Raw genomic sequence first — 25,281 nt, forward strand, 5'->3', positions numbered from 1 at the left:
CGGCGCTCGGCGACGGTGGGCGTGGAGGTGCGCTGGCACGGCGGTGCCCAGCCGCGGATCCGCGCGGAGGTGCTCGACGCCGTGGCGCGCGCGACCGGGGAGTGCCTCGAGAACGTGCGCCGTCACTCCGGGGCCGCGGTGGCGCATGTGAGCGTCGCGGAGGAGGCGGGCTCGCTCCGGGTCGTCGTCACGGACGAGGGGCGCGGCTTCGATCCGGCCGCGGTGCCGCCGGGGCGCCTGGGCCTCGCGGAGTCCGTCGTCGGCCGCGTCGAGGCGGTGGGCGGCACGGTCCGGGTCTTCTCGGCGCCGGGATCCGGCGCGACCGTGCTGCTGAGCGTGCCTTTGCCGAGCGTGCCGCTGTGAGCGGGAGGCGGCAGGAGGAGGGGCCGGAGGACGGGACGCTCCTCGAGCTGGTCCGCGCGGCGGACCGGAGCCCCGGAGCGCTGTGGAGCATCCGCGAGCGCCTGACGCGGCCGAACCGCCTGAGCGGGAGCTACCTCGGGCTGGGCTTCCTCACCATGGCGGTGATGCTCGACATCCGCGGACTGATCTCGTACCTCTGGTCCCTCGACGCCCGGTCCGCGACCTGGGTGAGCGGTCTCTCCTGGCTGCTCGTGATCGCCGCCAGCGCGGCGGGGGCAGCGATCGCCCTGCGCCGCCACGGCGAGCTGCCGCGCTGGGCCTTCGCGGGCGTCCTCGGCGTCGACGTGGTCGCGCTGCTGCTCGAGTTCGCCGACCACGCGCTGCCGACTCCGGCTCCGATGTACTACCCGTCGGTCTGCGTGGGAGTGGGCGCGGGCGTGATCGCGCTGATCACCTTCCAGCCGCTCTCGCGCTCGTTCCTCGCCCTCGTGGTCCTGGTCGCGCTCGCGGCGCTCGGACTCGTCGGCCAGGCGCTGCTCGGCGACGGAGGCGCCGCCCTCGCGGTGGGCAACGTCCTCCTCGCCACCGCACCGGCGGCCGTGTGCGTCGTCGTGCTGACCGCGCTCGACCAGTACGTGCGGCGCACGCTCGACCGGAGCCTGGCCGACAGCACCGTCCACGCCGCGGACGACGAGTTCTCGCAGGTGGACGCCCGCATCGAGGAGCTCCTCGAGCGGGTCCGGACGCCGGTGCCGCTGGACGAGGAGCTGGGCGAGCGGGCGCGCGTGCTGGGAGACGAGCTCCGGGAGGCGCTCGCCCGCAGCCACGACCGCACCTGGCTGCGCATCGCCGTGGAGGAGTCGGCGCTGCTGTCCTCCGCGGTCGCGGTGGACGATCCCGCCGGAGCCGCCGCGCTGCTGCCTCCGCTCGACCGCTCGCGCCTGCTCTCGGTGCTCTGGCTGCTCACCGTCCCGGCGGCCCGGCCCTCGCTGGCCGTCCGCCTGGAGGCGGGCGCTGGCGGCGAAGTGGAGCTCACCCTCGTCGCCGCGGGCATCCGAGCCCGCGACCTGGACCGCTCGGTCTGGGGCATCCTCAGCGAGCTCGGCGAGCACCGCACGACGACCGACCACGGCGCGACGAGAATCCTCGTCGCTCACCGGCCCCGGAGGAGGACGACGACATGAACGACCAGCCCGCGATCACCCTGGCCATCCTCGACGACCACCCGATCCTGCTGGCGGCGCTGGCCGAGTGGATCCGCCGCTCGGGCCCGGACATCCGCGTGGCGGCGACGGCCGGCACCTGGACGGACCTGCTCGCGCACCCGGCCTTCCCGACCGACGTGGTGCTGCTGGACATCGACCTCGGCGACGAGCTCGACCTGGCGATGAAGATCCGGATCATCGCGGCCGCCGGCGCCGCCACGATCATCATCAGCACCCACTCCGAGCCGGGCACGATCAGCCGGGCGCTCGAGGCCGGAGCGCACGGCTACGTGGTCAAGAGCGAGCGGACGGAGACGATCCTCGCGGCGATCCGCGCGGCGGCGAGCGACGAGCGCTTCCTGACGGCGCAGACCCGGGAGCTGCTGGGGGCCGACCGCCCGGGCACCCTGACGCACCGGGAGCGGGAGATCGTCCGCCTCTTCGTCGACGGGATGCCGCTGAAGCAGGTCGCCACGCTCCTCGGCATCACCCAGGACGCCGCGCGGAGCTCGCTGCGCAGCGCCCGGGGCAAGTACCGGGCGGAGGGGCTCGCCGTCGGCACGAAGATCTCGCTCCGCCGCCAGGCGCTGCGCGACGGGATCGTCGAGCGCTAGGCGCGCGCTCGACGAGCCCGAGGGCCTAGACCGTCTCGGGGCGCTTCTGCCGCGCGGGCTCGGCGGGGTCGGAGGGGCCGTTCCAGATCGAGACGATGCCCCAGACGACCGCAGCGATCGGCACGGCCAGCACGGCGCCGACGATGCCGGCGAGGACGGTGCCCACGGTCAGCGCGATCAGCACGATCAGCGGGTGCAGCTTCAGCGAGCGCGCCATCACGACCGGCTGGAGGAAGTTGCCCTCGAGCTGGTTGACCCCGATGACGACCAGGATCACGATCAGCGCGGCGACCGGGCCGTTGGCGACCAGCGCGACGAGAGCGGCGAGGATGCCGGCGGCCGTCGCTCCGACGATCGGGATGAAGGCGGTGAGGAAGACGATGACGGCCAGCGGGATCGCCAGGGGCACCTGGATGATCGCCAGCGCGACGCCGATGCCGATCGCGTCGACCGCCGCGACGGTCGCCGTTCCGCGGACGTAGCCGCCCAGCACGTCCACCGTCTTGTGCCCGACGCGCTTGGCGCGCTCGTACCCCGAGCCGGTGAAGGGGCGCAGGAGGAACTCCCAGATCTTCGGGCCGTCCTTCATGAAGAAGAAGAGCACCACGATCATCAGGACGAGGCCGGTGATGAAGTTCGCCGCCGCGGAGACGCCCGCGAGCGCTCCGTTGCCGAACGAGCTGGAGGTGAGGAAGTCGACGACCGACTGGCGGGCGGACTCGATCTGCTCGTCGGTGATCTGGAACGGCAGGTGCTGCACGTAGTCCTGCAGCGAGGTGATGCCGTCGGAGGCGCTGCTGACCAGCTCGTCCCACTGGTTGCGGACCGCGACCGTGATCAGCCAGCCGACCGCGCCGAGGATCGCGAGCAGCCCGATCAGCGCCAGCCAGGTCGCGAGGATCGACGGCACGCCCTTGCGCCGCATCCACGACAGGACCGGGTGGATCGCCGCGGCGAGGATGAGCGCGATCATCACGGGGATGAGCACCAGCGTGAGCTGCGTCATCGCGAAGACGAGCACCGAGGCCAGCAGGAGGACGATGACCACCTGGAGGCAGCGGGTCGCGAACCGGCCGAGGCCGTCGCTCCAGACCCGCCGCTGCGGATCGGGTGCGCTCGGCTGCGGCGCGGCGGCGCGGGTCGAGGAGTCGTTGCGGTCGAAGAAGCCCATGGAGGGACGGTATCGGCTCGGCCCGACCTGCCGTCCCTCCTTGACACCCCGGCCGCGCCGCGGCGATCCGGGGGTCAGAGACCGGCGGGCTTCTCCGGCGTGCGCAGCCAGGTGTCGAAGAACTCCGCCAGATCGGAGCCGGAGACGTTCTCGGCCAGGGCCTGGAAGTCGGCGGTCGTCGCGTTCGAGTAGCGGTTCTCGGAGGCCCAGCGCTTCAGCAGCACGCCGAACGCGTCCGCGCCGATCCGGTCGCGGAGGGCGACGAGCGTCAGGCCGCCGCGATCGTAGACGGGCGCGTCGAAGAGTCCCGCGGCTCCGGGGTCGGCGACGGCGGTCGACCAGAACGGGTCGTCGGCGGGAGCGGCGGCGACCCGGGCGGCGGACTCGGTGACGCTCGCACCGCCGCTGTGCTCCTCCCAGAGCCACTCGGCGTAGGTCGCGAAGCCCTCGTTCAGCCAGATGTCGGACCAGGTCTCCGGAGTGACGCTGTCGCCGTACCACTGGTGCGCGGTCTCGTGCGCGACGGTCGACTCGTCCGCGCCGCCGGAGTAGAACGAGCGTCCCTGGGTCTCGAGGGCGTAGCCGATCCGCTCGTCGTCGACCACGGCTCCGGCCGAGCGGAACGGGTACGGGCCGAAGACCGAGGAGAAGTAGTCGATGATCGCGCCCTGCTTCGCGAGCGCCGCCTCGGTGCGGGCGCGGGTGTCGCCGGTGATGTCCCGGTCGATCGCGTCGATCGTCGTCACGCCGCCCTGGGTGGAGCGGACCAGGTCGTAGTCGCCGATGTTCACCATGGCGAGATAGCTCGCCATCGGGCTGGTCTCGACCCAGCGCGAGGTCGTCCAGCCCTTCGACGTGGTGGGGGAGCCGATCGGCAGGCCGTTCGCGACCACCGTCCGGCCCTCCGGGACCGTGATGCTGAAGGTGTAGCGCGCCTTGTCGGCGGGAGAGTCGTTGACGGGGTACCAGGTCGAGGCGCCGTCCGGCTCGCTGGCGACCAGGGCGCCGTCGTCCGTCGACCACCAGCCGAAGGGGGCCCCGGTGCCGTCGACGGGATTCCCGGTGGTCCCGGCGTAGTCGATGCTCACCAGCGCGGGAAGGCCCTTCCGGAGGGTCCGGGCGGGCGTGACGGTCAGCTCGTCCCCCGACTGCGAGAACCGGGCGCCCCCGGCGTTGACGGTGACCTTCGAGACGGTGAGGCCGGTCAGGTCGAAGGAGAGGGAGCGCAGGTCCTTCTGGGGCGCGAGCGTCACCACGGCCCGGCCGCCGAGGGCCCGGGTCGCCGGGTCGTACGTCAGGACGAGGCTGTAGGTGAGGGCGTCGAAGCCGCTGCTGCCGAGGCCGGGGAAGTACGGATCGCCGGCGCTGGTGCCCCCGTCGACGGCGCCCGCGCGGGCGGCGGGGGAGGCGATGGCGGCGGGTGCGAGGAGGAGGGAGGAGGCCACGAGCGCGCAGAGCGCGGCTGACGCACGGAATGTCATGTCCGCACGGTAGCGGGCGGGCGTTTCGTGCGCGTGTCGGCGCCGTGCCGGGGAGAAGCACCGTCGGCCGAGGGACGGCCGATCCCGTGCGCCTCGTCGCCGAGGAGCTGCGGAATCCGTCGTGGTGACGGACCATCACAAGGTGGAATTACCCGTTCGAGCGGTCGGAGCCGCCCGGATCGTTGCGGCGGCGACGGATTCCGCACTACAGTCTCCGTGTTCATGCAGGTGCATGGGGTGCGGTACCCGAAGCCGCACTGCACCGCCCTGCTCGGAGCAGACGCCTCCGCCGGGAGGGATGACGATCCTCTCTCCCGGCGGGAGGCGGACCGGGCGGATCCGCCCGGCCGCCGCCGGCGCTAGGCCGGGACGCGCACCGTCAGCCCGCCGGGCTCGATCCAGGTGCGGAACGCCGAGGTCGAGCCGAACGGATCGCCGTCGAGCTCGATCTCCTGCGCGTGCTCGAGGCGGACCGTGAGGTCGCGGCCCTTCACGTACCGCAGGGCCGACACCTCCTTGGTCAGGCCCATCAGCTTCTTGCCGACGACGCCGCTGCGGCGGAGCACGCCGTTCTCCCACACCACCTTGAAGATGATCTGCACCCAGCCGAAGAAGCCCTCGGGGCGCAGCAGGACGATGTCGAACTCGCCGTCGTCGACGGCCGCGTCCGGCAGCAGGAGGATGTTCGCGGGCAGGGCGCCGCAGTTGCCCACGATGATCGTGTGCGCGCGCACCTTGCGGGTCTTCGAGTCGTCGAGGCGGTAGCGGAACTCGAGCTGGTTCTTGTCGAGGAGCGCCTTCCGGAGCGCGTCCACGTACGCGAGCCAGCCGGCGCGCTTCTTGAGGTCGTCGTCGGTGTTGGCGAGCATCTTCGCGTCGATCCCGAGGCCCGCCATCACGACGTAGGCGTGGCGGTCGCGGCCCGTCGACGTCTCGATGTCGATCATCCCGACGTCGATCGCGCGGTCCCGACCGGAGAACGCGACGGTGAGGGAGTTGTCGATGTCGTCGAGCGTGAGGTTCAGGTTGCGGGCGAGCAGGTTGCCGGTGCCGGAGGGCAGCAGCGCGAGCGACGCGTCGGAGCCGCGGAGGGCCTCCGCCACGACGCGGACCGTCCCGTCGCCGCCGGCCGCGATCACGACGTCGGCGCCCGCGGCGAGGGCCTCCTTCGTCTGGCCGGCTCCGGGGTCCTCGACGGAGGTCTCGTACCAGAGCGTCTCCTCCCAGCCGGCGGCCTCCTCGGCGCGCTTCACGGCCGCCTTCACGGACTCCAGGTCGACCTTGACCGGGTTGTAGACGACGGCGGCACGGCGGCGCTCAGGCATCGTCGCGGTTCTCGTCGAGCTCGTCGCCGTTCTCGTCGACCCGGCCCGGACGCACGGCGGCGTCCTCGCGGATGTCGATGCGGGTGTCGCCGGCCTCGGTGGTCGAGACCTCGATGCGCGGGGCCGCGTCGGCCTCAGTCGCCTTCGGGGCGCTGGTCAACTGGTCGTGGCGGTCGTCCGCGCTCTGGTCGGTCATGCCTGGACGGTAGCAGCGGGCGATCCGCGCCCGCGCGGGCTTGCGTCAGCGGCTGCGTGCCGCCTGGAGCCCCCAGAGCACGAGCGGGATCTGGAGCGGGAGGCGCAGCAGCGTGATCGCCCGGGTCCGCGGCCGACGGGCGTCCCGCGCCATCTGCACGTTGCCGGGGAACACAGCGGCCATCAGGGCGGCGGAGGCGAGACCGCCGGCCGCGCGGGTCCGCGGATGCAGCGTCGCGGCCGCACAGGCCAGCTCCGCCGCTCCCGAGACGAGGACCCAGGCGCGCGCCGAGCCCGGCATCTTGCGCGGGACCACCGCGTCGAAGGTCCGCGGGTGCACCAGGTGGACGACTCCCGAGACCGCCATCGCCGACACGAGCACGAGGGGGCCCGCGCCCAGGCGGCTCATCGGCCCTCCGCCCCGCGCTCGAGCGGAGCGACGTGGTCGAGGATCCGGCGCCACTCGCGCACCAGCGCCAGCCGGCCGGCTCCGTCGACCGTCACGGTGCGGGCCTGGGCGAGGCGGCCGCGGTACCAGCGGCCGTCCTCGGCGCTCGCCACCGGATCCGCATCGCCGTGGACCAGGAGCGTCTCGGCCGTCACCCGGTCGAGGTCGTCGGCCCAGGAGCCGTCGCGGAGGGCCGCGAGGTCGGTCGCGGCGCCGCTGGGTCCCTGCCGCCAGCCCTCGGCGAGCATCCGCTCCAGCCGGTTGCGCAGTCCGCCGTGGGTGGCGAGCACCGGGTCGTCGGAGTCGATCCCGAGCGCGTCCAGGCCCGGCTGCGTCTGCGGGAGGGCGGCGGCGATCGTGTCGGCGTCCTCCCCGCGCAGAGTCTCGCGCCGCTCCCACGCGCCGGTGGGGTGCACGATCACGCCGGCCTGCGGGGGCGCGGGGGTGCCGACCAGCGCGAGGCGGTCGACGAGGTCGGGGTGCCGGGCCGCGAGCGAGAGCGCGAACGCGCCGCCGGAGCCCCAGCCGACCACGCCGACGCTGCCGAAGCGGGCGCCCTCGACCATGCGGGCCGTGCGCTCCGAGCGGCGCAGGTACTCGGCGAGGTCGTCCGCGCGGTCCTCGACGCGGCCGTGAGCGGCGTCGACCGGGTCCGAGGCGCCGTAGCCGGGGCGGTCGAGGATCAGCAGGTGCAGGCCCCATGGGCCGGTGACGGTCGGGTCGGGGTCGAATCCGCCCGCTCCGGGGGTGGGGTGGCAGAACACCACCAGCCGGTCGGCGACGGGATCGCCCGCCGCCGAGACGCCCATCCCGCGGCCGGACCGCAGCTCGAAACGGTGGTTCGCCATGTCGCCTCCCGGGTGCGCCGAGGGTCGGCGCGTCGCCCCCAGTCAAGCGGAGACGGCGGCCCGCGCGCTGGGCCTTGTGCCGGAGCGGGAGCAGTCGGACGCGGACCGGGCGGGTGGACGGGACGGTCCCTCCAGGAAGCAGCGGCGCGGGCCGGAGCCGCCGTCGCCGGCGCACCGTCCGTTCGCCCGATGTCCACGTGACGCCGCGGGGGAGGGGAGCGAGGATGGCGGTATGTCCCGTCGTCTCCTCCTCCCCATCGCCGGCGTCCTCGCCGCGGCCCTCGCCGCCGGCGGGCTGACGCTCCTCGTCTGGACGATCGACGAGACGCACTTCGCGCGGCCCGACCCCGGCTTCGACCGTCTGACGAGCGAGGTCGCCGCAGTGCCCGGAGTCTCCCTCGACGGCGCCGAGCGCTGGGTCGAGGCGCCCGCGTTCGGCCCGCCGACCTCGTGGGTCGGGGTCGCGGTCGAGGAGCCGGCTCTCGCCGACGCCCTCGCGACCGCCTGCGCGACCGAGTACGCGGATCCGGTGCTGTGGTCGTTCCGGGCGACGTCGGCAGGCGGGAACGCCCTCTCCTTCGCGGGCGCGGAGGAGCCGACCGCCGCGTGCCCCGCTCCCGCTGTCGACGCGTCGGCCCTGCTCGAGCGGATCGACGGACTCGGCCGCGGCCTGGAGCTGTACGCGTCGGTCCGCGAGGGGGCCTTCGCCCTCGACGCCTTCGAGGACGTCTCCGGCGGGCTGCCCGCGCTGCTCCCGATCGTCCGGGCGGCGGAGGACCTGCGGGACGCTGCGGGCGCGGACCGGGGCGCCCCCGTCGAGATCTCCGGCCCGTGGACAGCGATCACCGTCGGTCCCGGCGAGCAGGAGCGGACCGCTGCGCTGCTCACGACCCTCGTCGAGGAGCACGGCGTCACCGCTTACTGGGCGACCGAGGACGGCCTGCGGATCGTCGCGCCCGACGGCGGGCATACCGCGATCGAGGCCGCCGTGCGCGCCTCCGGGCTGCCGGTGGCCGACCTCCCCCTGCGCTTCGAGGCCGACGAGTCCTGACGTCCGGCGCCCGTGATCGCGGGCGCCCCGCGTCAGCCCTCGGTGGAGGGCGCTCGACGTGCTCCTCGGCTCACGACGGGAGGCACCTCCAGGACGGGGACTGCACGCTTCATGAACCGGTCGAAGTCCGGAACAGTGAACGCGGCGTACCCGTGCTCGGGAGTGAAGAGGAGTCCCATCCCGATCAGCTCGGCACGGACAGGTCCGAGCTGGGTGGACGCCCGCTCCAGGAGTGCCGCGACGTCGCCCGCTTTCTGAGGCTCCGGTCCGAGCTCCGCCATGGCCCGCATGTACGCGGTCTGGAGTGGACTCGCTCGATCGAGCCGCACGCGGAAGAAGGAGCTGTCGAGCTTCGCCTCGTAGGCCTCCCTTGCCAGTTCGACGTCCTCCCGGTGGATGCGATCGTTCTCGGCCACCGTCCAGACCTGGTAGCCCAGTTCCTGGATGAAGTAGGGGTAGCCGCTCGTGATCTCGACTGCGAGCTCGACGGCGTCGTCGTCGTAGACCGCGCCCTCGACCGCTGCCGGCTCTCGGAGAGCCGCTACTGCTTCGTCGTGATCGAGCGAGTCGATGCGGGGAAAGGTGAAGAGCCGCTCGGCGTACGATCTCGCGTCGCCGACCAGCTCTGCGATCTGCGGAAGTCCGGCGCCGACGAACGTGACCGGGAGGCTCCGCTGCACGGTCTTGTGGATGGCTTGGATGAGCGCTTCGAGCTGCGGCGAGTCGAGGAACTGGACCTCGTCGATGAGCAGGACGATCCCCTCGCCCTGCTCGGCCGCCGCTTCACCCACGGCGACGAGGACGTCCGTCAGGTCCAGCCTGAGATCCCGATGATCGGCCAGTCCTTCTGCCGGCGGTACGTCCCATCCGATGGACCACACGGCGTCCGCTCCGACAGACACCGCGAAGGCGCTCAAGACCGCGGCGGCGTGCCTCCCGCGATCGGTCCATCTCGCGCGGGGGGACAGCCGGAGGAGTGCCGCCTTCAGCTGCGAAGCCAGCACCTGACGGAACCGGCCCTCGTCGTGCTTGACCGCCTCGAACTCGATCACTTCCCAGTTCTCCTCCTGGGCGATCGTCCGGAAGCTGTTGAGAAGAACCGTCTTTCCGACGCCTCGCAGCCCCGTGATGATCATCGACTGGTTCGTGCGGCCCCGCCGAAGTCGCGTCAGCAGTGTGCGGAACGCCTGGGTCTGCTCGTCTCTGCCGATGAGGATCTCCGGTCGCGCTCCCGCGTTCGGCGTGTAGGGGTTGTCGACGGCATCCATGCGTACCAGTTTAGGAGTTTTAGGGCACTTTATTCAGATCGAATAAAGCGCAGTAAAGCCATCAAACCGCGCCGGTCATGCGCGCCAGGCGGCCAGCTCCTCCGGGGTCGCCAGGACGCGGTGGGTCGGCGAGAGCTCGTGGACGCTCCCGGCCGAGTAGTCGATCCCGAGCGCGACCGGGTCGTACGGCTCGGAGGGGGCGCGGCGGCGCATCGCGCGCGGGTCCGCCGAGAGCACGGCGCGCAGCAGCGAGCGGGTGTACGGGTGCACGGGTCCGGAGAAGATCTCAGCGGTCGTGCCCGTCTCGACCAGGTGGCCCTTGTGCATGACGCCGATGCGGTCCGAGATGTACTTCACCATTGCGAGGTCGTGGGCGATGAAGAGGTACGCGGTGCCGAGCTCCTCCTGGAGTGCGCGCATCAGGTTCACGACCTGCGCCTGGATCGAGACGTCGAGCGCCGAGACGCACTCGTCCGCGATCACGAGGTCGGGCTGCATCACGAGTGCGCGGGCGATGCCGATGCGCTGCCGCTGGCCGCCCGAGAACTGGTGCGGGTAGCGGTCGGCGTGGGAGCGGTCGAGGCCGACCTTCTCGAGGATCGCGTAGACCTTCTCGTCGCGCTCGGCGGCGGAGGAGTACCGGCGCTGGGTCGTGAGTCCCTGCGCGACGATGTCGAAGACGGTCTTGCGCGGGTTGAGGCTCGACATCGGGTTCTGGAAGATCATCTGGATGCTGGAGCGCAGGTGGTCGCGCTGGGCGGCGTCGAGCCGGCCGCTGATCGTGCGGCCCGCGAGCACCACCTGGCCGTCGGTCGGGTCGATCAGCCGGATGATCGATCGGCCGATCGTGGACTTGCCGCTGCCCGACTCCCCGACCAGCCCGAAGGTCTCGCCGCGCCGGATCTCGAAGTCGACGCCGCCGATCGCCGTCACGTGGTGGCGCCGCCCCAGCCGGAACACCTGGGTGAGGCCGCGCACCGAGAGCAGGGCGGGCGCGGAGTCGGGCGTCGGAGCGAGTGCGGTCACGGGGTCGGTCCTTCACTGGGGGCGAGCATGGCGTCGATCTTGGCGCGCAGCGGCGCCGGCATCTCGACCGGGGGAGCGGAGGGGTGGCAGAGCCACGAGGCGACCCGGTGCCCGCCGCCGACGTCGAACAGCGGCGGCTCCTCGACGAAGTCGATCTCGAGCGCGAACGGGTTCCTCGGAGCGAAGGGGTCGCCCGGCGCGCGGTTCACCAGGCTCGCCGGGCTGCCGGGGATGGCGAACAGCTCGGGGGAGTCGGTGGTCAGGTCCGGCATCGCCGCGAGCAGGCCCCAGGTGTAGGGGTGCCGCGGGTCGTAGAAGACCTCCTCGGCGGTGCCCTGCTCGATGATCCGCCCGGCGTACATCACGCTGACGTGGTCGGCGACGGTCGCGACGACGCCGAGGTCGTGGGTGATGAAGATCACCGAGAGGCCGCGGTCCGCCTGCAGGCGCTTCAGCAGCTCGAGGATCCGCAGCTGGATCGTCACGTCGAGCGCGGTCGTCGGCTCGTCGCAGATCAGCACGTCCGGGTTGCACGACAGCGCGATGGCGATGTTCACCCGCTGGCACATTCCTCCGGAGAGCTGGTGGGGGTACTGCTTGAACCGCCGCTCCGGATCGTCGATGCCGACCTCGCCGAGGAGCTCCACGGCTCGGGCGCGCGCCTCGCGGCGGCCGAGCCCGAAGTGCTCCTGGATCCCCTCCATCACCTGCTTGCCGACCGACATCGTCGGGTCGAGGCAGGTCAGGGCGTCCTGGAACACCATCGCGATGCGGCGCCCGCAGATCTCGCGGCGGATCGCCGACTCGGGCATCGCCGCGATGTCCTTCGTGGTCACCGTGCCGTCGTCGCTCCGGTGCGAGAACTCGATGCTGCCCGCGGTGATCCGCTGGTTGCGGGCCATCAGGCCGAGGATCGCGCGAGCCGTGACCGACTTGCCGCTGCCGGACTCGCCGACGATCGCGACCACCTCGCCCTCGTGCAGGTCGAAGCCCAGTCCGCGGATCGCCTCGACGCTGCCGCCCTCGTTGTCGAACGAGATCGCCAGATCGCGCACCGACAGGAGGACTCTGCCGCGCGCCGGCCCGGCCGTGTCCTGACGGGTCGTGCCCGTGCTGCTCTCGGTCATGTCAGTGGCCTCTCGAGTGGGACAGTCGCGGATCGGTGGCCTCTTTCAGCCCGTCGGCGACGAGCGTGAACGCCACCATGAGCAGGCCCAGCACGACCACGGGGACGATCACGAGGAACGGATAGGAGAGGAACGACTTGTAGCCGACGCTGACGAGCGAGCCGAGCGAGGCCATCGGCGCCTGGACGCCCAGGCCCACGAACGACAGGTACGACTCGGTGAAGATCGCCGACGGGATCGAGAACATGCTCATCGTCACGATCGGGCCGATGATGTTCGGGAGGATCTCGACGAACACGATCCGGCTGTCCCGCGCTCCGAGGGTGCGCGAGGCGAGCACGTACTCCTCCGTCTTCTGGCGCAGCGCCTGCGCGCGGCTGACGCGGCTCATCGCGAGCCAGTTGCTCAGCAGCAGGCCGAAGACGATCGCGCCGATGCCCGGCCCGACGGCGACCACGAAGAGCGTCACGATCACCAGCTGCGGGATGCCGGAGAGGACCTCGACCACGCGTTGCATCGCCGAGTCGGTGCGACCGCCGAAGTAGCCCGAGACGAGGCCGTAGGTCATGCCGATGACCACGTCGATCGCGAAGGCGATCACGGCGATCAGGAGCGAGACGCGCGTGCCGCTCCAGACCCGCGACCACACGTCGCGGCCCAGCTCGTCGGTGCCGAAGAGGAAGTAGGTGCCGGGCGGCAGGCCCGCCGCGGCGTACGCGTCCTGGCCGTCGCGGGTGCCGTCGAGGATCCCGAGGCCCTCGAGCAGCGGCACGCGCGGCGGGAGGAAGCGCGAGCCGACGTCCGCTCCTCCTCCGGCCGCGGGGAAGAAGGGGACCACCAGGCTCAGCACGACGATGACCACCAGCAGCACCAGGCCGACCATCGCGGGCCAGTTGCCGCGGAAGCGCCGGGCGATGTCGCGGCCGCCGCCGCGGATGATGCGGGTCGAGGTGGTCGGCGGGCCGGCGGGCCGGTTGCCCGGCGAGACCAGGCGCAGGCCCTCGGGCGGGACGCCGGCGTCGAGGCCGGCCGTGGGGGAGACGCGGTCGCTCATGCTGCCTGTCCTGCCAGTCGGATGCGGGGGTCGATCAGTCCGTAGAGCACGTCGACGAGCAGCATCACGAGGATGTAGATGATGCTGTAGACGAGGCTGATCGCGATGACGATGTTGTAGTCGACGTTCTGGATCGCCGTGAGCAGCAGCTGGCCCAGGCCCGGCGCTCCGAAGATCTGCTCGATGACGACGGACCCGGTGATCAGGCCGATCAGCAGCGGCGAGAGCACCGTGATGATCGAGACCAGGGTGTTGCGCAGCGCGTGCCGCCCGATCACCTTCGAGGGGCCGATGCCCTTCGCCTTCGCCAGGAGGATGTAGTCGCTCTCGAGGCAGTCGAGCATCTCGGAGCGGGCGTAGCGGGCGGTCACCGCCATCACGTAGGCGGCGAGCGAGATCGTCGGCAGCACGCTCGAGGTGAAGGGGTCCGACTCGGAGTACCGGATCGGCAGCAGCTTCCACTCGAAGCCGACGAAGTAGACCAGCAGCAGCGCGATCACGAACGAGGGGACGCTGAAGGCGATCACCGAGACGAACGTCGAGAGATTGTCGAACCAGCCGCGCGGGCGGATCGCCGAGACGATGCCGATCAGCAGGCCCAGCACCACGCCGAGGACGAGGGCCTGGAGTCCGATGCGGATGGTGACGGGCAGGCGGCTGCCGAGCATCTCCGAGACGGGGAAGTCCGGGATGAGGTTGTACGAGATGCCGAAGTCGCCGCGGGCGAGGTTCACCAGGTAGGTGCCCAGCCGCAGGAGCACCGGCTCGTCGAGCCCGTACTTCTGGGTGAGCAGCTCCTTCTGCACCGCGTCGAGCTTCTCGCTGTTGAAGGGCGAGCCCGGGAGCAGCTGCAGCAGCGCGAACATCACGATCGCGATCGCGACGATCGTGAAGACCGAGGTGAGCAGCCGGGTGGCGACGTACTTCGTCACCGGCTCGACCCCTCGGCGATCTCGGTGCGAGCGCCGTCCTCGGGGATGCCGGCCCAGGAGCGGGCGTGGAACTGGGTCAGCCCCACGCGCACCAGGGCGCGGCGGGCGAGGGAGTCGATGATCTCCTCCACCGAGGCCGGCCGCGTGTAGAACGCGGGGACCGGCGGCGCGATGATGCCGCCCGAGCGGGCCACCGCGTCCATCGCGGCGAGGTGGCCGCGGTGCAGCGGCGACTCCCGCACCATCAGGAGGGTCGGCACGCCCTCCTTGAGGCAGACGTCGGCTGCCCGGGTGATCAGGTTGTCGGCGAGCCCGTAGGCGATGCCGCTGAGGGTCTTGATCGTGCAGGGCGCGATCACCATCGCTGTGGCGGGCGTGGACCCCGACGCGATGGAGGCGCCGATGTGCGCGGGCCGATGAGCCGTGTCGGCGAGCGCCTCCACCTGCTTCTGGGTGAGGCCGCACTCCTGGTCGAGCGTCATCGCGCCCGCCTTCGAGACGATGACGTCGCTGCGCAGCCCCGGATCCATCCGCAGCAGCTCGAGGATGCGGACCCCGATGCCGACTCCGGAGGCGCCGGTGATGGCGACGATCACGCGGCCGGGGGGCTCCTGGCGGGTGCGGTTCATGCGAGGCCTTCCTTGTCGAGGGTGAGCACGGACTGCGCGAGCGCGTGCACGCCCACCGCGATGTCCGTGATCCCGGTGTACTCCTCCGGGCAGTGGCTGCGGCCGTCCTGCGAGGGGATGAAGATCATGCCGATGGGTCCCAGTCTCGCCATCTGCACCCCGTCGTGCCCGGCTCCGCTGTAGAGGCGGGCGGCGGGGTGGCCGAGGCGCTCGATGGAGCGGCCGATGCCGTCCGCGAGGCGGGGGTCGATGGCCGTCGGGCGCTCCCAGGGCAGCCAGGTCACCTCGTGGCCGAGGCCCCGCGCCGCCGCCTCGGAGGCCGCGGCCTCGGCGATCTGCTCGCGGGCCAGGGTGAACCAGCAGGGGTCGGGGCTGCGGAACTCCGCGGTGACCAGGGCGCTCTCGGTGACGACGCTGGTCGCCTCCGGGGTGAAGGTGACGGAGCCGACGGTGCCGACCGCCTCCGCGGCCCGGGAGGCGATGCGCTCGACCGCGAGGACCACGCCGGCCGCGGCGCAGCCGGCGTCGTGCCGCAGCGCCATCGGCATGGTGCCCGCGTGGTCGCGGCGGCCCGAGAAGAGGGTGCGGAACCGGGAGATCCCCGCGATCGAGGTGACGACTCCGAGCGGCAGCCCCTCGCGCTCGAGGACCGGCCCCTGCTCGATGTGCAGCTCGAGGAAGCCGAGCACCTCGTCGGGGCTCCAGCGGGTGCCCGAGAGCGGATCGGACCAGCCGGCGGCCTCGAGCGCGGCGCCGAGGGTGCGCCCGGTGTCGTCGGTCGCCGAGAGGTGCTCGCCCGTGAGCGAGCCGGCGAGCGCGCGGCTGCCCAGGCAGGAGAGCTCGAAGCGGTTGGCCTCCTCGTTGTAGAAGTCGACGACGCGCAGGTCGTGGTGGAGCCGGATCCCCGACTCCTGCAGCAGGCGCGCCACCTCGATCGCGCCCAGCACGCCGACGATGCCGTCGTAGCGCCCGCCGCCGTCCACCGTGTCGGTGTGCGAGCCGATCACGATCGCGCGGCGGGCGGCTCCCGTGCCGGCGAGGGTGCCGATCACATTGCCGATCCCGTCGATCCGGACCTCGAGGCCCGCGGAGCGCATCCGCTCGGCGACCCAGTGGCGGGAGTCGGTGTCGACCTCGGTCATCGCCACGCGGCTCCAGCCGGGGCGCGAGGAGTCGACGAGGCCGGCGATCTCCTCGAGGTCGAGGGTCAGCCGGGCCGTGTCGGGGAAGCGCACGTCGGGGGTCATCGCGGGTCCTCCCCGCCGTCGGCCAGGGAGCCGTGCACGACGATCGCGGGGCGGAGGGTCAGCCCGTCGGCGACGAGGGCGTCGCGCACGCGGCGGAGGACGTCGGCGGGCGGGACGGCCAGCTCGGCGCCGAGGGCGCGGTCGCCCTCCTTGCGGGTCGCGTCCATCCCGACCTTCGTCACCGTGCCGCCGACCTGCATCGGCACGTTGCGGTCGGTGGCGACTCCGTCGACCAGCATCAGGTCGCGGTCCCACCGCATCCGGCTCGTCCGGGCCCAGTGCACGTGCTCCGGGTCCCAGGCGTCCACGTCGGAGTCGACGACGGTGACCTGCTTGACCATGCTGACGGCCGCGAACGCGCCGAACATCACGCGCTTGGCGGTGCCCGGACGGCCGTTCGCGATCGCGACCACCACGTCGACGCGACCGCCGCCGGAGTGCGTGACCGCCACGTCGACGATGTCGCAGCCGACGTTCCGCAGCGCGTGCCGGATGCCGGCGGCGATGGGCAGCGCCGCGATGTAGCTGTGCTCCGAGGAGAGGCCGGGCAGGATCACCTGGACCTCGGGGGACTCGCGGCGGGTCACGGCGGTGACCTCGAGAGTGATCCCGTCGCCGTAGTCCTCGTACATGCCGTGGTACTCGTTCACGAGGCCCTCGTGCACCGGCCGGTCGGCGTGCAGGATCCCCTCGATCACGATCTCGGCGTCGGCGGGGACGAGCACGTCGCTGGTCGTCGCCCGCGCGACCCGCACCTCCTCGCCGAGCAGGTGGGCGGCGTGCTCCAGCTCGTCGTCGCCGAGGGCGAGGTAGCAGCAGGCGGCGAGCTGCACGGCCGGGTGCGCTCCGAGGACCACGGCGACGGGGAGCCCGCCGACGGCCGCGGCCGAGCGCGAGAGCGCGGTGAGGTGGTGGTTCGGCGCGATCCCGACGAAGCCGGTGGTCGCGTCGAGCGGCTTGATCCGCGCGTAGGAGGCGTTGCGGTGCCCGGTCACCGGGTCGAACGCCACGATGAGCCCGGCGGTGAGGTAGCCGCCGGAGTCCTTCTCGAACCAGACCGGAGCGACGACCTCCTCCCACACGGAGGCGGCGGGCAGGCGCACGGCCTGCACCGGGGCGTCCTCGACCACGCGCACCGGGGTGCGGTCGGCGACCGCGGCGGTGAGCCGGTCGAGCAGCTCGTCGACCCGGCAGCCGACGGCGCGGGCGATCCGCTCGCGGCTGGAGAGCACGTTGCCGACCACCGGGTGGGCCGAGCCGGCGACGGAGGTCAGGCGCACGGCCGGCCCGCGGTCCAGGAGCGCGAGCACGCTCGACAGCTCGAAGCGGGCGTCGACGGTGCGCTCGACGGTGACGAGCTCGTCGGCCGGCAGCGCGTCGACGTAGGCGCGGAGGGACTGCTCGCCCATCAGGCGGCCCTCGCGACGAAGCGGCCGTCGCCCGGCCGGCCGAGCAGACCCGCCTCCCGGCTGAAGACGGGGGTCCCGCGGACCACGGTGGTCTCGAGGCGCCCGGGGAAGGACATGCCCGCGTAGGGGCTCCAGGTCGCGGTCGAGAGCATCGGCGTCTCGTCGATCACGGTCGTGCCGGACGGGTCGACCACGGCGAAGTCCGCGTCCAGGCCCGCCTCGATCGCGCCCTTGCGGTGGCCGAGGCCGAACGCGCGGGCGGGGTTCGTCGCGAGGACCTCGGCGGCGCGCAGCAGCGAGAGGCGGCCGCCGAGGTAGCCGGCGCCGATCACGATCGGCAGCAGGGTCTGCACGCCGGGCGCTCCGGAGGCGTTGTCGAAGATCACGTCGGCGCTCTTCTTCGCCAGCGGCCACGGCGCGTGGTCGGAGGTCACCAGGCCGATCCGGCCGTCGGCGAGCGCCTCCCACATCCCGCGTGCGTGCTCGGCGGTGCGCAGCGGCGGATTGATCTTGCCGAGGGCGCCGAGGCGCTCCATGTCGTCCTCGCTGAGGACGAGGTAGTGCGGGCAGGTCTCCAGCGTCGCGTCGAGCCCGCGGTCGGCGCTCGCCGTCACGAGCTCGACGGTGCCGGGGAGGCTCGCGTGGAAGATGTGGAAGGGAACACCGGCCGCCGAGGCGAGCTCGAGTCCGAGCGCGACCGAGGAGGTCTCGGACACGGGCGGGCGGCTGCGGACGTGGTCGAGGGGGGCGGTGCGGCCGGCGGCCCTCGCCGCCGCGACGAGCGCGCCGATGATCTCGCCGTCCTCCGCGTGCACGCCGACGCGGACGCCTCGCTCGGCCATGATCGCGAAGGCCTCGAGCAGCTGGTCGGAGGGGATGCGGGGGAAGCGGATCGGATCGGTCTCGAACAGCGAGACCTTGAATCCGCAGACGCCCTCGTCGATCATCCCGGCCACGTCCCGCGCGCCGTCCCCGGGGCGGACCGTGCCGTGCAGGGCGACGTCGACGACGGCCTCGCGCTCGAGGCGCTCGCGCTTGGCGACGACGGCGGCGGCCGTGTTCACCGGGCTGCCCGCGTCGTAGGGCATGTCGAGGATCGTGGTCACCCCGCCCGCCGCGGCGGCCGAGGTCGCGCCGGTGAACGTCTCGGCCGGCTCCGAGAAGGCGTGGACGTGCGCGTCGACCGCGCCGGGCAGGACGAGCATCCCCGCGCCGCCGATCACGACCGAGGCCTCCGCGAGGGCGCGCGCCGCCTCGCGTCCGCGGAGCACGGCGGCGATGCGGCCGTCCTCGACGACCACCGCCCCGTCCTCGATCACGGCGCCCGGCGTGACGACGCGGCCGTGGACGACCGTCCCGCCCGCGGTCACCGCACGGCTCCGATGCGCGCCTCGACGGCGGTGAGGACGGTGCCGAGCACGACCATCGCCTGCGCGTTGATCATCTGCTCCGACTGGTAGATGTCCTCGCGGGTCATCGGGACGATCGAGCGGACCGCCTCGTAGGCGGCCGTGCTGCCCTCGCCGAGCGCCCGGTCCTCCAGGTGCGGCGACGCGAGGTCGATGCCCTGGGTGGCGAGGATGAACTCCACTCCGAGGATCACCTGCGTGTTGTGGATGATGCTGCGCGCCTTCCGCGAGGAGAAGGTGCACATCGAGACGTGGTCCTCCTGGTTCGCCTTCGTCGGGATCGAGTCGACGACGGAGGGGAAGCAGAGCACCTTGTTCTCGGAGGCGATGGCCGCCGCCGCGCAGTGCACGATCGAGAAGCCCGTGTTGAGGCCGAGCTGGCCTCCGACGAGGTTGAGCGGCAGTCCGTAGCTGAGGTTGGGGTCGGTGAGACGGAACGAGCGGCGCTCGGAGATGGCCCCGATCTCGGCCACCGCGATCGAGATGAGGTCGGCCGCGACGCCGATCGGCTCGCCGTGGAAGTTGCCGCCGGAGAGCACGTCGTAGCCGCCCTCGCCGTTCGGGAGCACCAGCGGGTTGTCGGTCGCGGCGTTGGCCTCGCGCACCAGCAGGGTCTGCGCGAACAGGAGCGACTCGCGGGTCGTGCCGTGCACCTGCGGCGCGCAGCGGAGCGAGTAGGCGTCCTGCACGCGCGGCTTGTAGACGCCGCCGACGCGCTGCTCGTCCGGGAGGCGGAGGCGGCGCGCCTCCTCGACGGTGCGCTCGCTGCCCGCGGTGAGGGCGCGGACGTTCGCGGCGACGTCGACCTGGCCGGGGGCGTTCCGCGCGAGGTGGATGCGCTCGTCGAACGCGTCGAGCTCGCCGCGGATCGCCTCGAGCGAGAGCGAGAGGGCCACGTCCGCCTGGCGGGTGAGGCTCCACGCGTCGTGCAGGGCGAGGCAGGCGGTGGCGAGCGAGATGGTCGAGCCGTTGATCAGGGCGAGGACGTCCTTGGGCTTGAGCTCGAACTCGGTGGCGAGCCCGGCGGCCTCGAGGGCCTCGACGGCGGGCATCCGCACGCCGCGGTGGTAGGCCTCGGCCTTCTCGTGGCCGACCATCACGCTGACCATGTGCGCGAGGGGGGCGAGGTCGCCCGAGGCGCCGACCGAGCCCTGGCCCGGGATGACCGGGAGGACGTCGGCGTTGAGCATCGCGATCAGGCGGTCGATGCACTCGATCCGCACGCCCGACATGCCCTTGGCGATCGCGTTGGTGCGCAGCAGCAGGAGCGCGCGGGTCTCGTCCAGGGGGAGCGGCTCGCCGACTCCGGCCGAGTGGGAGTTGATCACCAGGCGCTGGAAGCGGGCCTGGTCCTCGGCGGGGACGCGGACGTCCATCAGCCGGCCGAGCCCGGTGTTGATGCCGTAGATGGCGGGGGCGTCGGGGGCGAGGAAGTGCTCGTCGACGTAGGCCCGGGCCTCGTTCGTGACCCGGCGGGCCTCGTCGCTGAGGACGACCTCGGGGAAGGTGCCGTCCGAGAGCCCGCGGGCGACGAGGGCGATGTCCTCGATCGTGAGCGTGAAGCCGTCGATCTCGACGAAGTCGGGCTGAGAGGAGCCGATCGTGGCGGTTCCGCTCGTCTGTGCCAGTTCAGTCATGGGAGTGAGTCTCTTTCGTTGATCCGGCTTCGGAGCCTCGGTCGTTCGGTGGTAGTGGCTCAAGTCTGCATAGAACGCGGATCAGCAGCAAGTCAGCCGAACAGAAGCGCTGAAGCGCGACTGCTGCCGAAGCGGATTCGGCGGTGTGCGGCGATGGGGGCTGTCGGCCGAACGATGTTCGGCACCGCGCCCCCCGCGCCCCGCGCACGACGGAGGGCCGCCCGCCGCGCTCGAGGCGCGGGCGGACGGCCCTCCTGCGGTGCGGTCGCGCTCAACCGGCCGGGGCCGTGTGCACGGTCCGCGGGTCGTTGAACGACTGGACGCGGCCCGAGAACTCCGACTCGAGGTCGAGCAGCTCCTGTGCGGCGAAGAACGCCATGCCGCTGTGACCGGGGTACTCCTCCGGCATCAGCTCGTTCGAGTACGTGTTGCCCATCTCGGCGAGGTTCGCCCGGCCGGCCTCGATCATCCCGGCCATGGCCGCCTTCATCGTGAAGTGCATCGTGACCAGCTGGAAGCCCAGCTCCGCCAGCTGCGCGAACGACATCTGCTCGAGGCCGCGCTTGGCGTTGATGTCGGCGAACATCTTCAGCCCCGGCACCCGTCGGGCCACCTCGGCGGCGTCCGCGAGGGTCGTGACGTTGACCACGACCGTCGCGTGCGCTCCGAGGGCGACACAGTCGATCATCCGCTGGATGCCCTCCTCCAGGTTCGCGCTGCCGTAGTTGCTGCGCGCGATCACCATGCAGTCGGTGCCCTCGACGGCGCGGACGGCGGCCCGCACCTTCGCGTAGTACTCCTCGCGGGGGATCATGTTGTCGGCCGAGACGTCCCGGGCGTAGCCGGGCTCGAACTCGTCCTCCATCAGCACCGCCATCGCGCCGGCCTTGGCCACCCGCCTGCAGGTCTCGTAGACCTGCAGGGGGCTGGCGCCGAAGCCGTCCTCGATGTCGACCGCGAGCGGCAGCGGCGACATGTCGACGATCCGCTCCACCGCCCAGAGGAGCTCCTCCAGCGAGAGCAGCCCGAGGTCGGGGATGCCCTTCATCGACATCGACACCTCCGATCCGCTCAGCAGCATCGCCTCGAAGCCGGCCAGCTCGACCGCGCGGGCGGAGGAGCAGTCGAAGACGCAGGGGGCCAGGACGCTCCCGGACTCCATCAGCTCGCGCAGGGTCCTCGTCGCGGTCATCGTGCCGTCTCCTCTCGGGGGGTGGTCCGCATCAGTCGTCCTTCGTGACGAGGCGGTAGTTCCAGGTCAGGCTCACGTTGCGGACCTCCATGCCCTGCACGGCCGGGTTGATCAGCATCGCGATGCCGTTCTGCACGGTCGGGATCACCGCCACGTCGCCCATCAGGATGTCCTCCGCGTCGTGCAGGCTCTGCCAGCGCGCCTCCGGCTGGGAGAGCATGTCGGCGGTGCGGGCCGCGGCGATGATCGAGTCGTACTCCGGGTTCGCGTAGCCGCCGAAGTCGCGGGCGGAGGTGGAGGACAGCAGCTCCAGGAACGCCATCGGGTCCTTGTAGTCGGGGCCCCAGCGGAAGAGGTAGAGGTCGAAGTCGCCGGCCGTGGCCTGCTCGTTCGCCGTCGCCTTGGGCTGGCTGGTGAGCTCGATGCTCAGGCCGGGCAGATTGGCCTCCCACTGCGAGGCGACGTACTCGGCCTGCGCGATCGAGGCCTCGTCGTCCCAGTACGAGAGCTTCAGGCTCACGGAGTCGGTGCCCAGGGCGGCGAGGCCCTTCGTCCAGGCGGCCTGCGCCGCGTCGAGGTCGTAGGCGAGGTAGCTGCCGCCGGTGTCGCGGAACTGCTTCCCGTCGGGTCCGACCGCCAGGTTCTGCCCGACGAAGTAGTCGGCCGGCTGGGCGCCGTTCTTCAGCACCTCGTCGGCGAGCGCCTCCTTGTCGAAGGAGGTGGCCAGCGCGGTGCGGATGTCCTCGTTCGCGAGCGCCGGGTTCTGGAGGTTGGGGTAGAAGTACCACATGTGCACCTCGAGCGCCGTGGTCAGCTCGGGGGAGTCGGTGTAGCGGTCGATCAGGCTGCCGGAGATCTCGGTGAAGTCGAGGTCGCCGCTCTCCTGGAGGAGCGCCGCGGTCTGCGAGTCCTTCACGACCTGCCACTTGATCGCGTCCAGGTCGATCCCGGAGGCGTTCCAGTAGTCGGCGTTCTTGGCGACCGAGAAGTTGTTGGCGAAGTCCCACGAGTCCCAGACGAAGGGCCCGTTGTAGATCGTCGTCTCGGGGGTCTGGCCGTAGGTGTCGCCCACGCTCTCGAGGTAGGCCTGGTTCACCGGGAGGAACGCGGGCCGCACCAGCAGCGCCTGGAAGTAGGGCACGTCGGCGGCGAGCTGCACCTGCAGGGTCTTGTCGTCGAGCGCCGTGACGCCGAGCTGGGTGTAGTCCATCCCCTCGTTGACGATCTCGTTGGCGTTCTTGATGCCGGCGGCGACCGCCTCGTTGCTGTTCGGAGCCGCGGTGGCCGGGTTCACCAGGCGCTTCCACGAGTACTCGAAGTCCTGCGCGGTGACCGGCGTCCCGTTGCTCCACGACGCGTCGCGGATCGTGAACGTGTAGGTCAGGCCGTCGTCGGACTTCTCGACGCTCTCCGCCATCAGCGGGTCGATCTGGCCGTCGGCGTCGAGCGTGTAGAGGCCGTCGAAGACGGCGGTGAGCACCTCGTTCGACATGCCGTCGTTCACCTTGTGCGGATCGACGGCCTGCAGGGGGAGCAGCTTGCCGACGGTGAGGACGTGGGAGGACGTGCCGGCCTGGCTCGACGACGTCGAGTCGGTGCCGCAGGCGGACAGCAGGCCGACGGCCGCGGTCATCGCGACCGCCGCCATCAGGAGCTTCGGGAGCCGTTTCATGGGAGGAGGTACCCCTTCGTGTGTGGTGCATCGGGAGACTCGGGGGAGTCGGGAGGGTGCGGCGTCATCGAGGGGACTGGCGCATGCGTTCGGTGATCTCGCAGAAAGTCTGCACGGTGATGCCTCCGCAGGCAAATGGTCTGTATCCTGTACAGCGATTCCCACTCTGGCCGCACAGAAGCGGCTCACGCCCTCGAAAGGTGTCTCCCTTGCCGAACATAATTAGGCCGGTCCGGCTCGACGAGGTCGACCGCGCGATCATCAACGTCCTGGTGCAGGACGGGCGCATCCCGAACAAGGAGCTGGCCGACCGGATCGGCCTCGCACCCTCCTCCTCGCTGGCCCGGGTGCGGGCGCTGATCGAGAGCGGAGTCATCTCGGGCTTCCACGCCGAGGTCGACGCGCGCCTGCTCGGCAAAGGCATCCGCGCGATCCTCCGCGTGCAGCTGCGCGAGCACTCGCGGGCCGAGAACGCCCGCTTCGCCGAGGCGATGTCGAAGCTGCCCCAGGTGGTGAACCTGTGGCTGGTCGCGGGCGAGGACGACTACCTGATCGAGGTGGTCGCCGCGAGCCCCGACGAGCTGAGCGACTTCGTGCTCGACTGCGTCACCTCCGATCCGGTGGTCGCCGACACCTACACGACCCTGGTGTTCTCCCGCTGGCGCGGCGTCGGGCCGATCCCCACCGACGACGACGCGTGAGCGCCGAGCGCCTCCGCCGGCTCCTCGAGGGCGAGGTGCTGCTCGACACGCACAACGACCTGCTCTGCGGGCTGCGGCGCTACGAGGGGTACCGCGTCGAGGGCTTCGACCGGCTCCGCCCGGAGTTCCACACCGACCTGCCGCGGCTGCGCGCGGGGGGAGTCTCGGCGCAGGTCTGGTCGGTCTTCGTCTCGGCCCTGCAGAGCGAGGGCGACGCGGTCGCCGCGACGCTGGAGCAGATCGACGCCGCGTACCGGTTCGCCGCCGCCCACCCGCGCGACCTCCGGATCGTGACCACGGTGCGGGAGGCGGAGCAGGCGATCGCCTCCGGTCGGATCGCCTCGTTCCTCGGGATCGAGGGCGGCCACTCCGTCGCCTCCTCCCTCGGCGTGCTCCGGATGCTCGCCCGGCTGGGCGTCCGGACGATGACGCTCACGCACAACAGCTCGCTCGACTGGGCGGAGGCCGCCACCGGCACCCCGGTCGAGGGCGGGCTGACGGCGGACGGGGTGGCCGTCGTCCGCGAGCTGAACAGGCTCGGCGTCGTCGTCGACCTCTCGCACACCTCCGAGCGCACCCAGCTCGCCGCGCTCGCCGCCGCCTCCGCTCCCGTCCTCTACTCCCACTCCGGAGTCGCGGACGTCGCCGCGCACCCGCGCAACGTCTCCGCCCGCGCTCTCGCGGCGCTCGCCGCGAACGGAGGAGTGCTGCAGATCGCCTTCGTCGCGCAGTTCGTCTCGCGCGCCTTCGCCGACTGGTCGGCCGAGGCCGACGCCGCCCGCGCCGAGCTCGGGATCACCACCTCGATGCCCTGGCCCCGCGCCCCCCGCCCCTCCGAGGCGCCCGAGGACGCCGCCCGGGCGAACCGGGCCGCGTTCCCGGTGGCCGAGCCCGCCGCGCTCGCCGCCTTCGAGCAGTGGCGCCTCGCGCATCCGGCGCCGCTGGTCACCGTCGCGCAGGTCGCCGACCACGTCGACGCCGCCCGACAGGCGGTCGGGTCGCGGCACGTCGGCCTCGGCAGCGACTTCGACGGCGTCGCCGACCTGCCCGAGGGGCTCGGCGACGTCTCGGGCTACCCGCGCCTGCTCGCCGAGCTGGCCGACCGCGGCTGGAGCGACGCCGAGCTGCTCGACCTGGCCGGACGCAACACCCTGCGCGTGCTCCGCGCGGCGGAGGAGGCCGCCGAGGCCCCGGAGGACGCGCGCGCCTGAGCGCCTGCGAGGGCCGGATCCCGCCTCCTGGACCCGCGACCCAGGGAACGCTGGCAGGATGTACGG

General features: G+C 72.1%; 24 protein-coding genes. 6 read left to right on the forward strand and 18 right to left on the reverse strand.

Translation table 11 applies throughout. The annotated features are described in order from the left end of the window. The 3 genes from C5D44_RS07665 to C5D44_RS07675 all read left to right on the forward strand — a co-directional run. Positions 1 to 363 (forward strand): sensor histidine kinase (locus C5D44_RS07665; protein ID WP_374954070.1); only part of this gene is annotated, 363 nt, incomplete at its 5' end. Next, complete coding sequence (locus C5D44_RS18025; protein ID WP_104281315.1) at positions 360 to 1,547, forward strand: hypothetical protein; 1,188 nt, start codon at positions 360 to 362, stop codon at positions 1,545 to 1,547. The genes C5D44_RS07665 and C5D44_RS18025, both read left to right, overlap by 4 nt. Next, positions 1,544 to 2,182, forward strand: a complete 639-nt coding sequence (locus C5D44_RS07675) for a response regulator transcription factor (protein WP_104276288.1) — start codon at positions 1,544 to 1,546, stop codon at positions 2,180 to 2,182. Before C5D44_RS18025 ends, C5D44_RS07675 begins: the two co-directional genes overlap by 4 nt. Before the next feature lie 25 nt (positions 2,183 to 2,207). Here C5D44_RS07675 and C5D44_RS07680 read toward each other — a convergent pair whose 3' ends face one another. The 6 genes from C5D44_RS07680 to C5D44_RS07705 all read right to left on the reverse strand — a co-directional run bounded on the left by C5D44_RS07680 (position 2,208) and on the right by C5D44_RS07705 (position 7,650). Further along, a complete protein-coding gene (locus C5D44_RS07680) occupies positions 2,208 to 3,353 on the reverse strand; it encodes an AI-2E family transporter (RefSeq protein ID WP_104276287.1) in 1,146 nt (381 codons plus the stop codon). A gap of 74 nt (positions 3,354 to 3,427) precedes the next feature. Beyond that, on the reverse strand, positions 3,428 to 4,834 hold the full coding sequence (locus C5D44_RS07685) for a M1 family metallopeptidase (RefSeq protein WP_104281316.1): 1,407 nt from the start codon (positions 4,832 to 4,834) through the stop codon (positions 3,428 to 3,430). 359 nt (positions 4,835 to 5,193) lie between these two features. After that, positions 5,194 to 6,159 carry a diacylglycerol kinase family protein gene (locus tag C5D44_RS07690; protein ID WP_104281317.1) on the reverse strand — a complete coding sequence of 322 codons (966 nt, stop codon included), beginning with the start codon at positions 6,157 to 6,159 and terminating at the stop codon, positions 5,194 to 5,196. After that, complete coding sequence (locus tag C5D44_RS07695) at positions 6,152 to 6,355, reverse strand: multidrug transporter (protein WP_104276284.1); 204 nt, start codon at positions 6,353 to 6,355, stop codon at positions 6,152 to 6,154. The genes C5D44_RS07690 and C5D44_RS07695 overlap by 8 nt, the downstream gene beginning before the upstream one ends. A gap of 45 nt (positions 6,356 to 6,400) precedes the next feature. Next, complete coding sequence (locus C5D44_RS07700) at positions 6,401 to 6,763, reverse strand: hypothetical protein (RefSeq protein ID WP_104281318.1); 363 nt, start codon at positions 6,761 to 6,763, stop codon at positions 6,401 to 6,403. Beyond that, complete coding sequence (locus C5D44_RS07705; protein ID WP_104276282.1) at positions 6,760 to 7,650, reverse strand: alpha/beta fold hydrolase; 891 nt, start codon at positions 7,648 to 7,650, stop codon at positions 6,760 to 6,762. The genes C5D44_RS07700 and C5D44_RS07705 overlap by 4 nt, the downstream gene beginning before the upstream one ends. A gap of 232 nt (positions 7,651 to 7,882) precedes the next feature. Between C5D44_RS07705 and C5D44_RS07710 the strand changes: the two genes are divergently transcribed. Then, positions 7,883 to 8,701, forward strand: coding sequence for a hypothetical protein (locus tag C5D44_RS07710; RefSeq protein WP_104281319.1), 819 nt, complete (start codon positions 7,883 to 7,885; stop codon positions 8,699 to 8,701). A 32-nt stretch (positions 8,702 to 8,733) separates the two neighbouring features. Here the strand turns inward: C5D44_RS07710 and C5D44_RS07715 are convergent, their stop codons facing one another. The 12 genes from C5D44_RS07715 to C5D44_RS07770 form a co-directional block, all read right to left on the reverse strand. Next, on the reverse strand, positions 8,734 to 9,969 hold the full coding sequence (locus C5D44_RS07715) for an AAA family ATPase (RefSeq protein ID WP_104281320.1): 1,236 nt from the start codon (positions 9,967 to 9,969) through the stop codon (positions 8,734 to 8,736). Positions 9,970 to 10,044: 75 nt separating this feature from the next. After that, positions 10,045 to 10,995, reverse strand: a complete 951-nt coding sequence (locus C5D44_RS07720; RefSeq protein ID WP_104249941.1) for an ABC transporter ATP-binding protein — start codon at positions 10,993 to 10,995, stop codon at positions 10,045 to 10,047. After that, positions 10,992 to 12,122: an ABC transporter ATP-binding protein gene (locus tag C5D44_RS07725; RefSeq protein WP_104281321.1), complete on the reverse strand. Its 1,131-nt coding sequence runs from the start codon at positions 12,120 to 12,122 to the stop codon at positions 10,992 to 10,994. Before C5D44_RS07725 ends, C5D44_RS07720 begins: the two co-directional genes overlap by 4 nt. A gap of 1 nt (position 12,123) precedes the next feature. Then, entirely contained in the window at positions 12,124 to 13,176 is a 1,053-nt protein-coding gene (locus C5D44_RS07730) for an ABC transporter permease (RefSeq protein ID WP_104238807.1), read from the reverse strand. After that, positions 13,173 to 14,108, reverse strand: coding sequence for an ABC transporter permease (locus C5D44_RS07735; protein ID WP_104276279.1), 936 nt, complete (start codon positions 14,106 to 14,108; stop codon positions 13,173 to 13,175). The genes C5D44_RS07730 and C5D44_RS07735 overlap by 4 nt, the downstream gene beginning before the upstream one ends. Beyond that, positions 14,105 to 14,737, reverse strand: a complete 633-nt coding sequence (locus C5D44_RS07740) for a UbiX family flavin prenyltransferase (protein WP_104276278.1) — start codon at positions 14,735 to 14,737, stop codon at positions 14,105 to 14,107. The genes C5D44_RS07735 and C5D44_RS07740 overlap by 4 nt, the downstream gene beginning before the upstream one ends. Beyond that, complete coding sequence (locus C5D44_RS07745; protein WP_104281322.1) at positions 14,734 to 15,984, reverse strand: M20 family metallo-hydrolase; 1,251 nt, start codon at positions 15,982 to 15,984, stop codon at positions 14,734 to 14,736. The genes C5D44_RS07740 and C5D44_RS07745 overlap by 4 nt, the downstream gene beginning before the upstream one ends. Beyond that, positions 15,981 to 17,393, reverse strand: a complete 1,413-nt coding sequence (locus C5D44_RS07750; RefSeq protein WP_104281323.1) for a UbiD family decarboxylase — start codon at positions 17,391 to 17,393, stop codon at positions 15,981 to 15,983. The genes C5D44_RS07745 and C5D44_RS07750 overlap by 4 nt, the downstream gene beginning before the upstream one ends. Continuing rightward, entirely contained in the window at positions 17,393 to 18,763 is a 1,371-nt protein-coding gene (locus tag C5D44_RS07755) for a dihydroorotase family protein (RefSeq protein WP_104281324.1), read from the reverse strand. The genes C5D44_RS07750 and C5D44_RS07755 overlap by 1 nt, the downstream gene beginning before the upstream one ends. Continuing rightward, positions 18,760 to 20,439 carry a histidine ammonia-lyase gene (hutH, locus tag C5D44_RS07760; RefSeq protein WP_104276274.1) on the reverse strand — a complete coding sequence of 560 codons (1,680 nt, stop codon included), beginning with the start codon at positions 20,437 to 20,439 and terminating at the stop codon, positions 18,760 to 18,762. Before hutH ends, C5D44_RS07755 begins: the two co-directional genes overlap by 4 nt. Positions 20,440 to 20,710: 271 nt before the next feature. Further along, positions 20,711 to 21,631, reverse strand: coding sequence for an oxaloacetate decarboxylase (locus tag C5D44_RS07765; RefSeq protein ID WP_104276273.1), 921 nt, complete (start codon positions 21,629 to 21,631; stop codon positions 20,711 to 20,713). Between the two features lie 31 nt (positions 21,632 to 21,662). Further along, positions 21,663 to 23,303 (reverse strand): peptide ABC transporter substrate-binding protein, encoded by a 1,641-nt coding sequence (locus C5D44_RS07770; RefSeq protein WP_104281325.1) that lies wholly within the window; start codon positions 23,301 to 23,303, stop codon positions 21,663 to 21,665. Between the two features lie 209 nt (positions 23,304 to 23,512). Between C5D44_RS07770 and C5D44_RS07775 the strand changes: the two genes are divergently transcribed. Further along, complete coding sequence (locus tag C5D44_RS07775) at positions 23,513 to 24,004, forward strand: Lrp/AsnC family transcriptional regulator (protein ID WP_208543320.1); 492 nt, start codon at positions 23,513 to 23,515, stop codon at positions 24,002 to 24,004. Then, entirely contained in the window at positions 24,001 to 25,215 is a 1,215-nt protein-coding gene (locus C5D44_RS07780; protein ID WP_104276271.1) for a dipeptidase, read from the forward strand. The genes C5D44_RS07775 and C5D44_RS07780 overlap by 4 nt, the downstream gene beginning before the upstream one ends. Positions 25,216 to 25,281: the final 66 nt, after the last annotated feature.

Origin of the sequence: Rathayibacter sp. AY1B5, assembly GCF_002932795.1 — a bacterium.
Lineage (GTDB): Bacteria > Actinomycetota > Actinomycetes > Actinomycetales > Microbacteriaceae > Rathayibacter.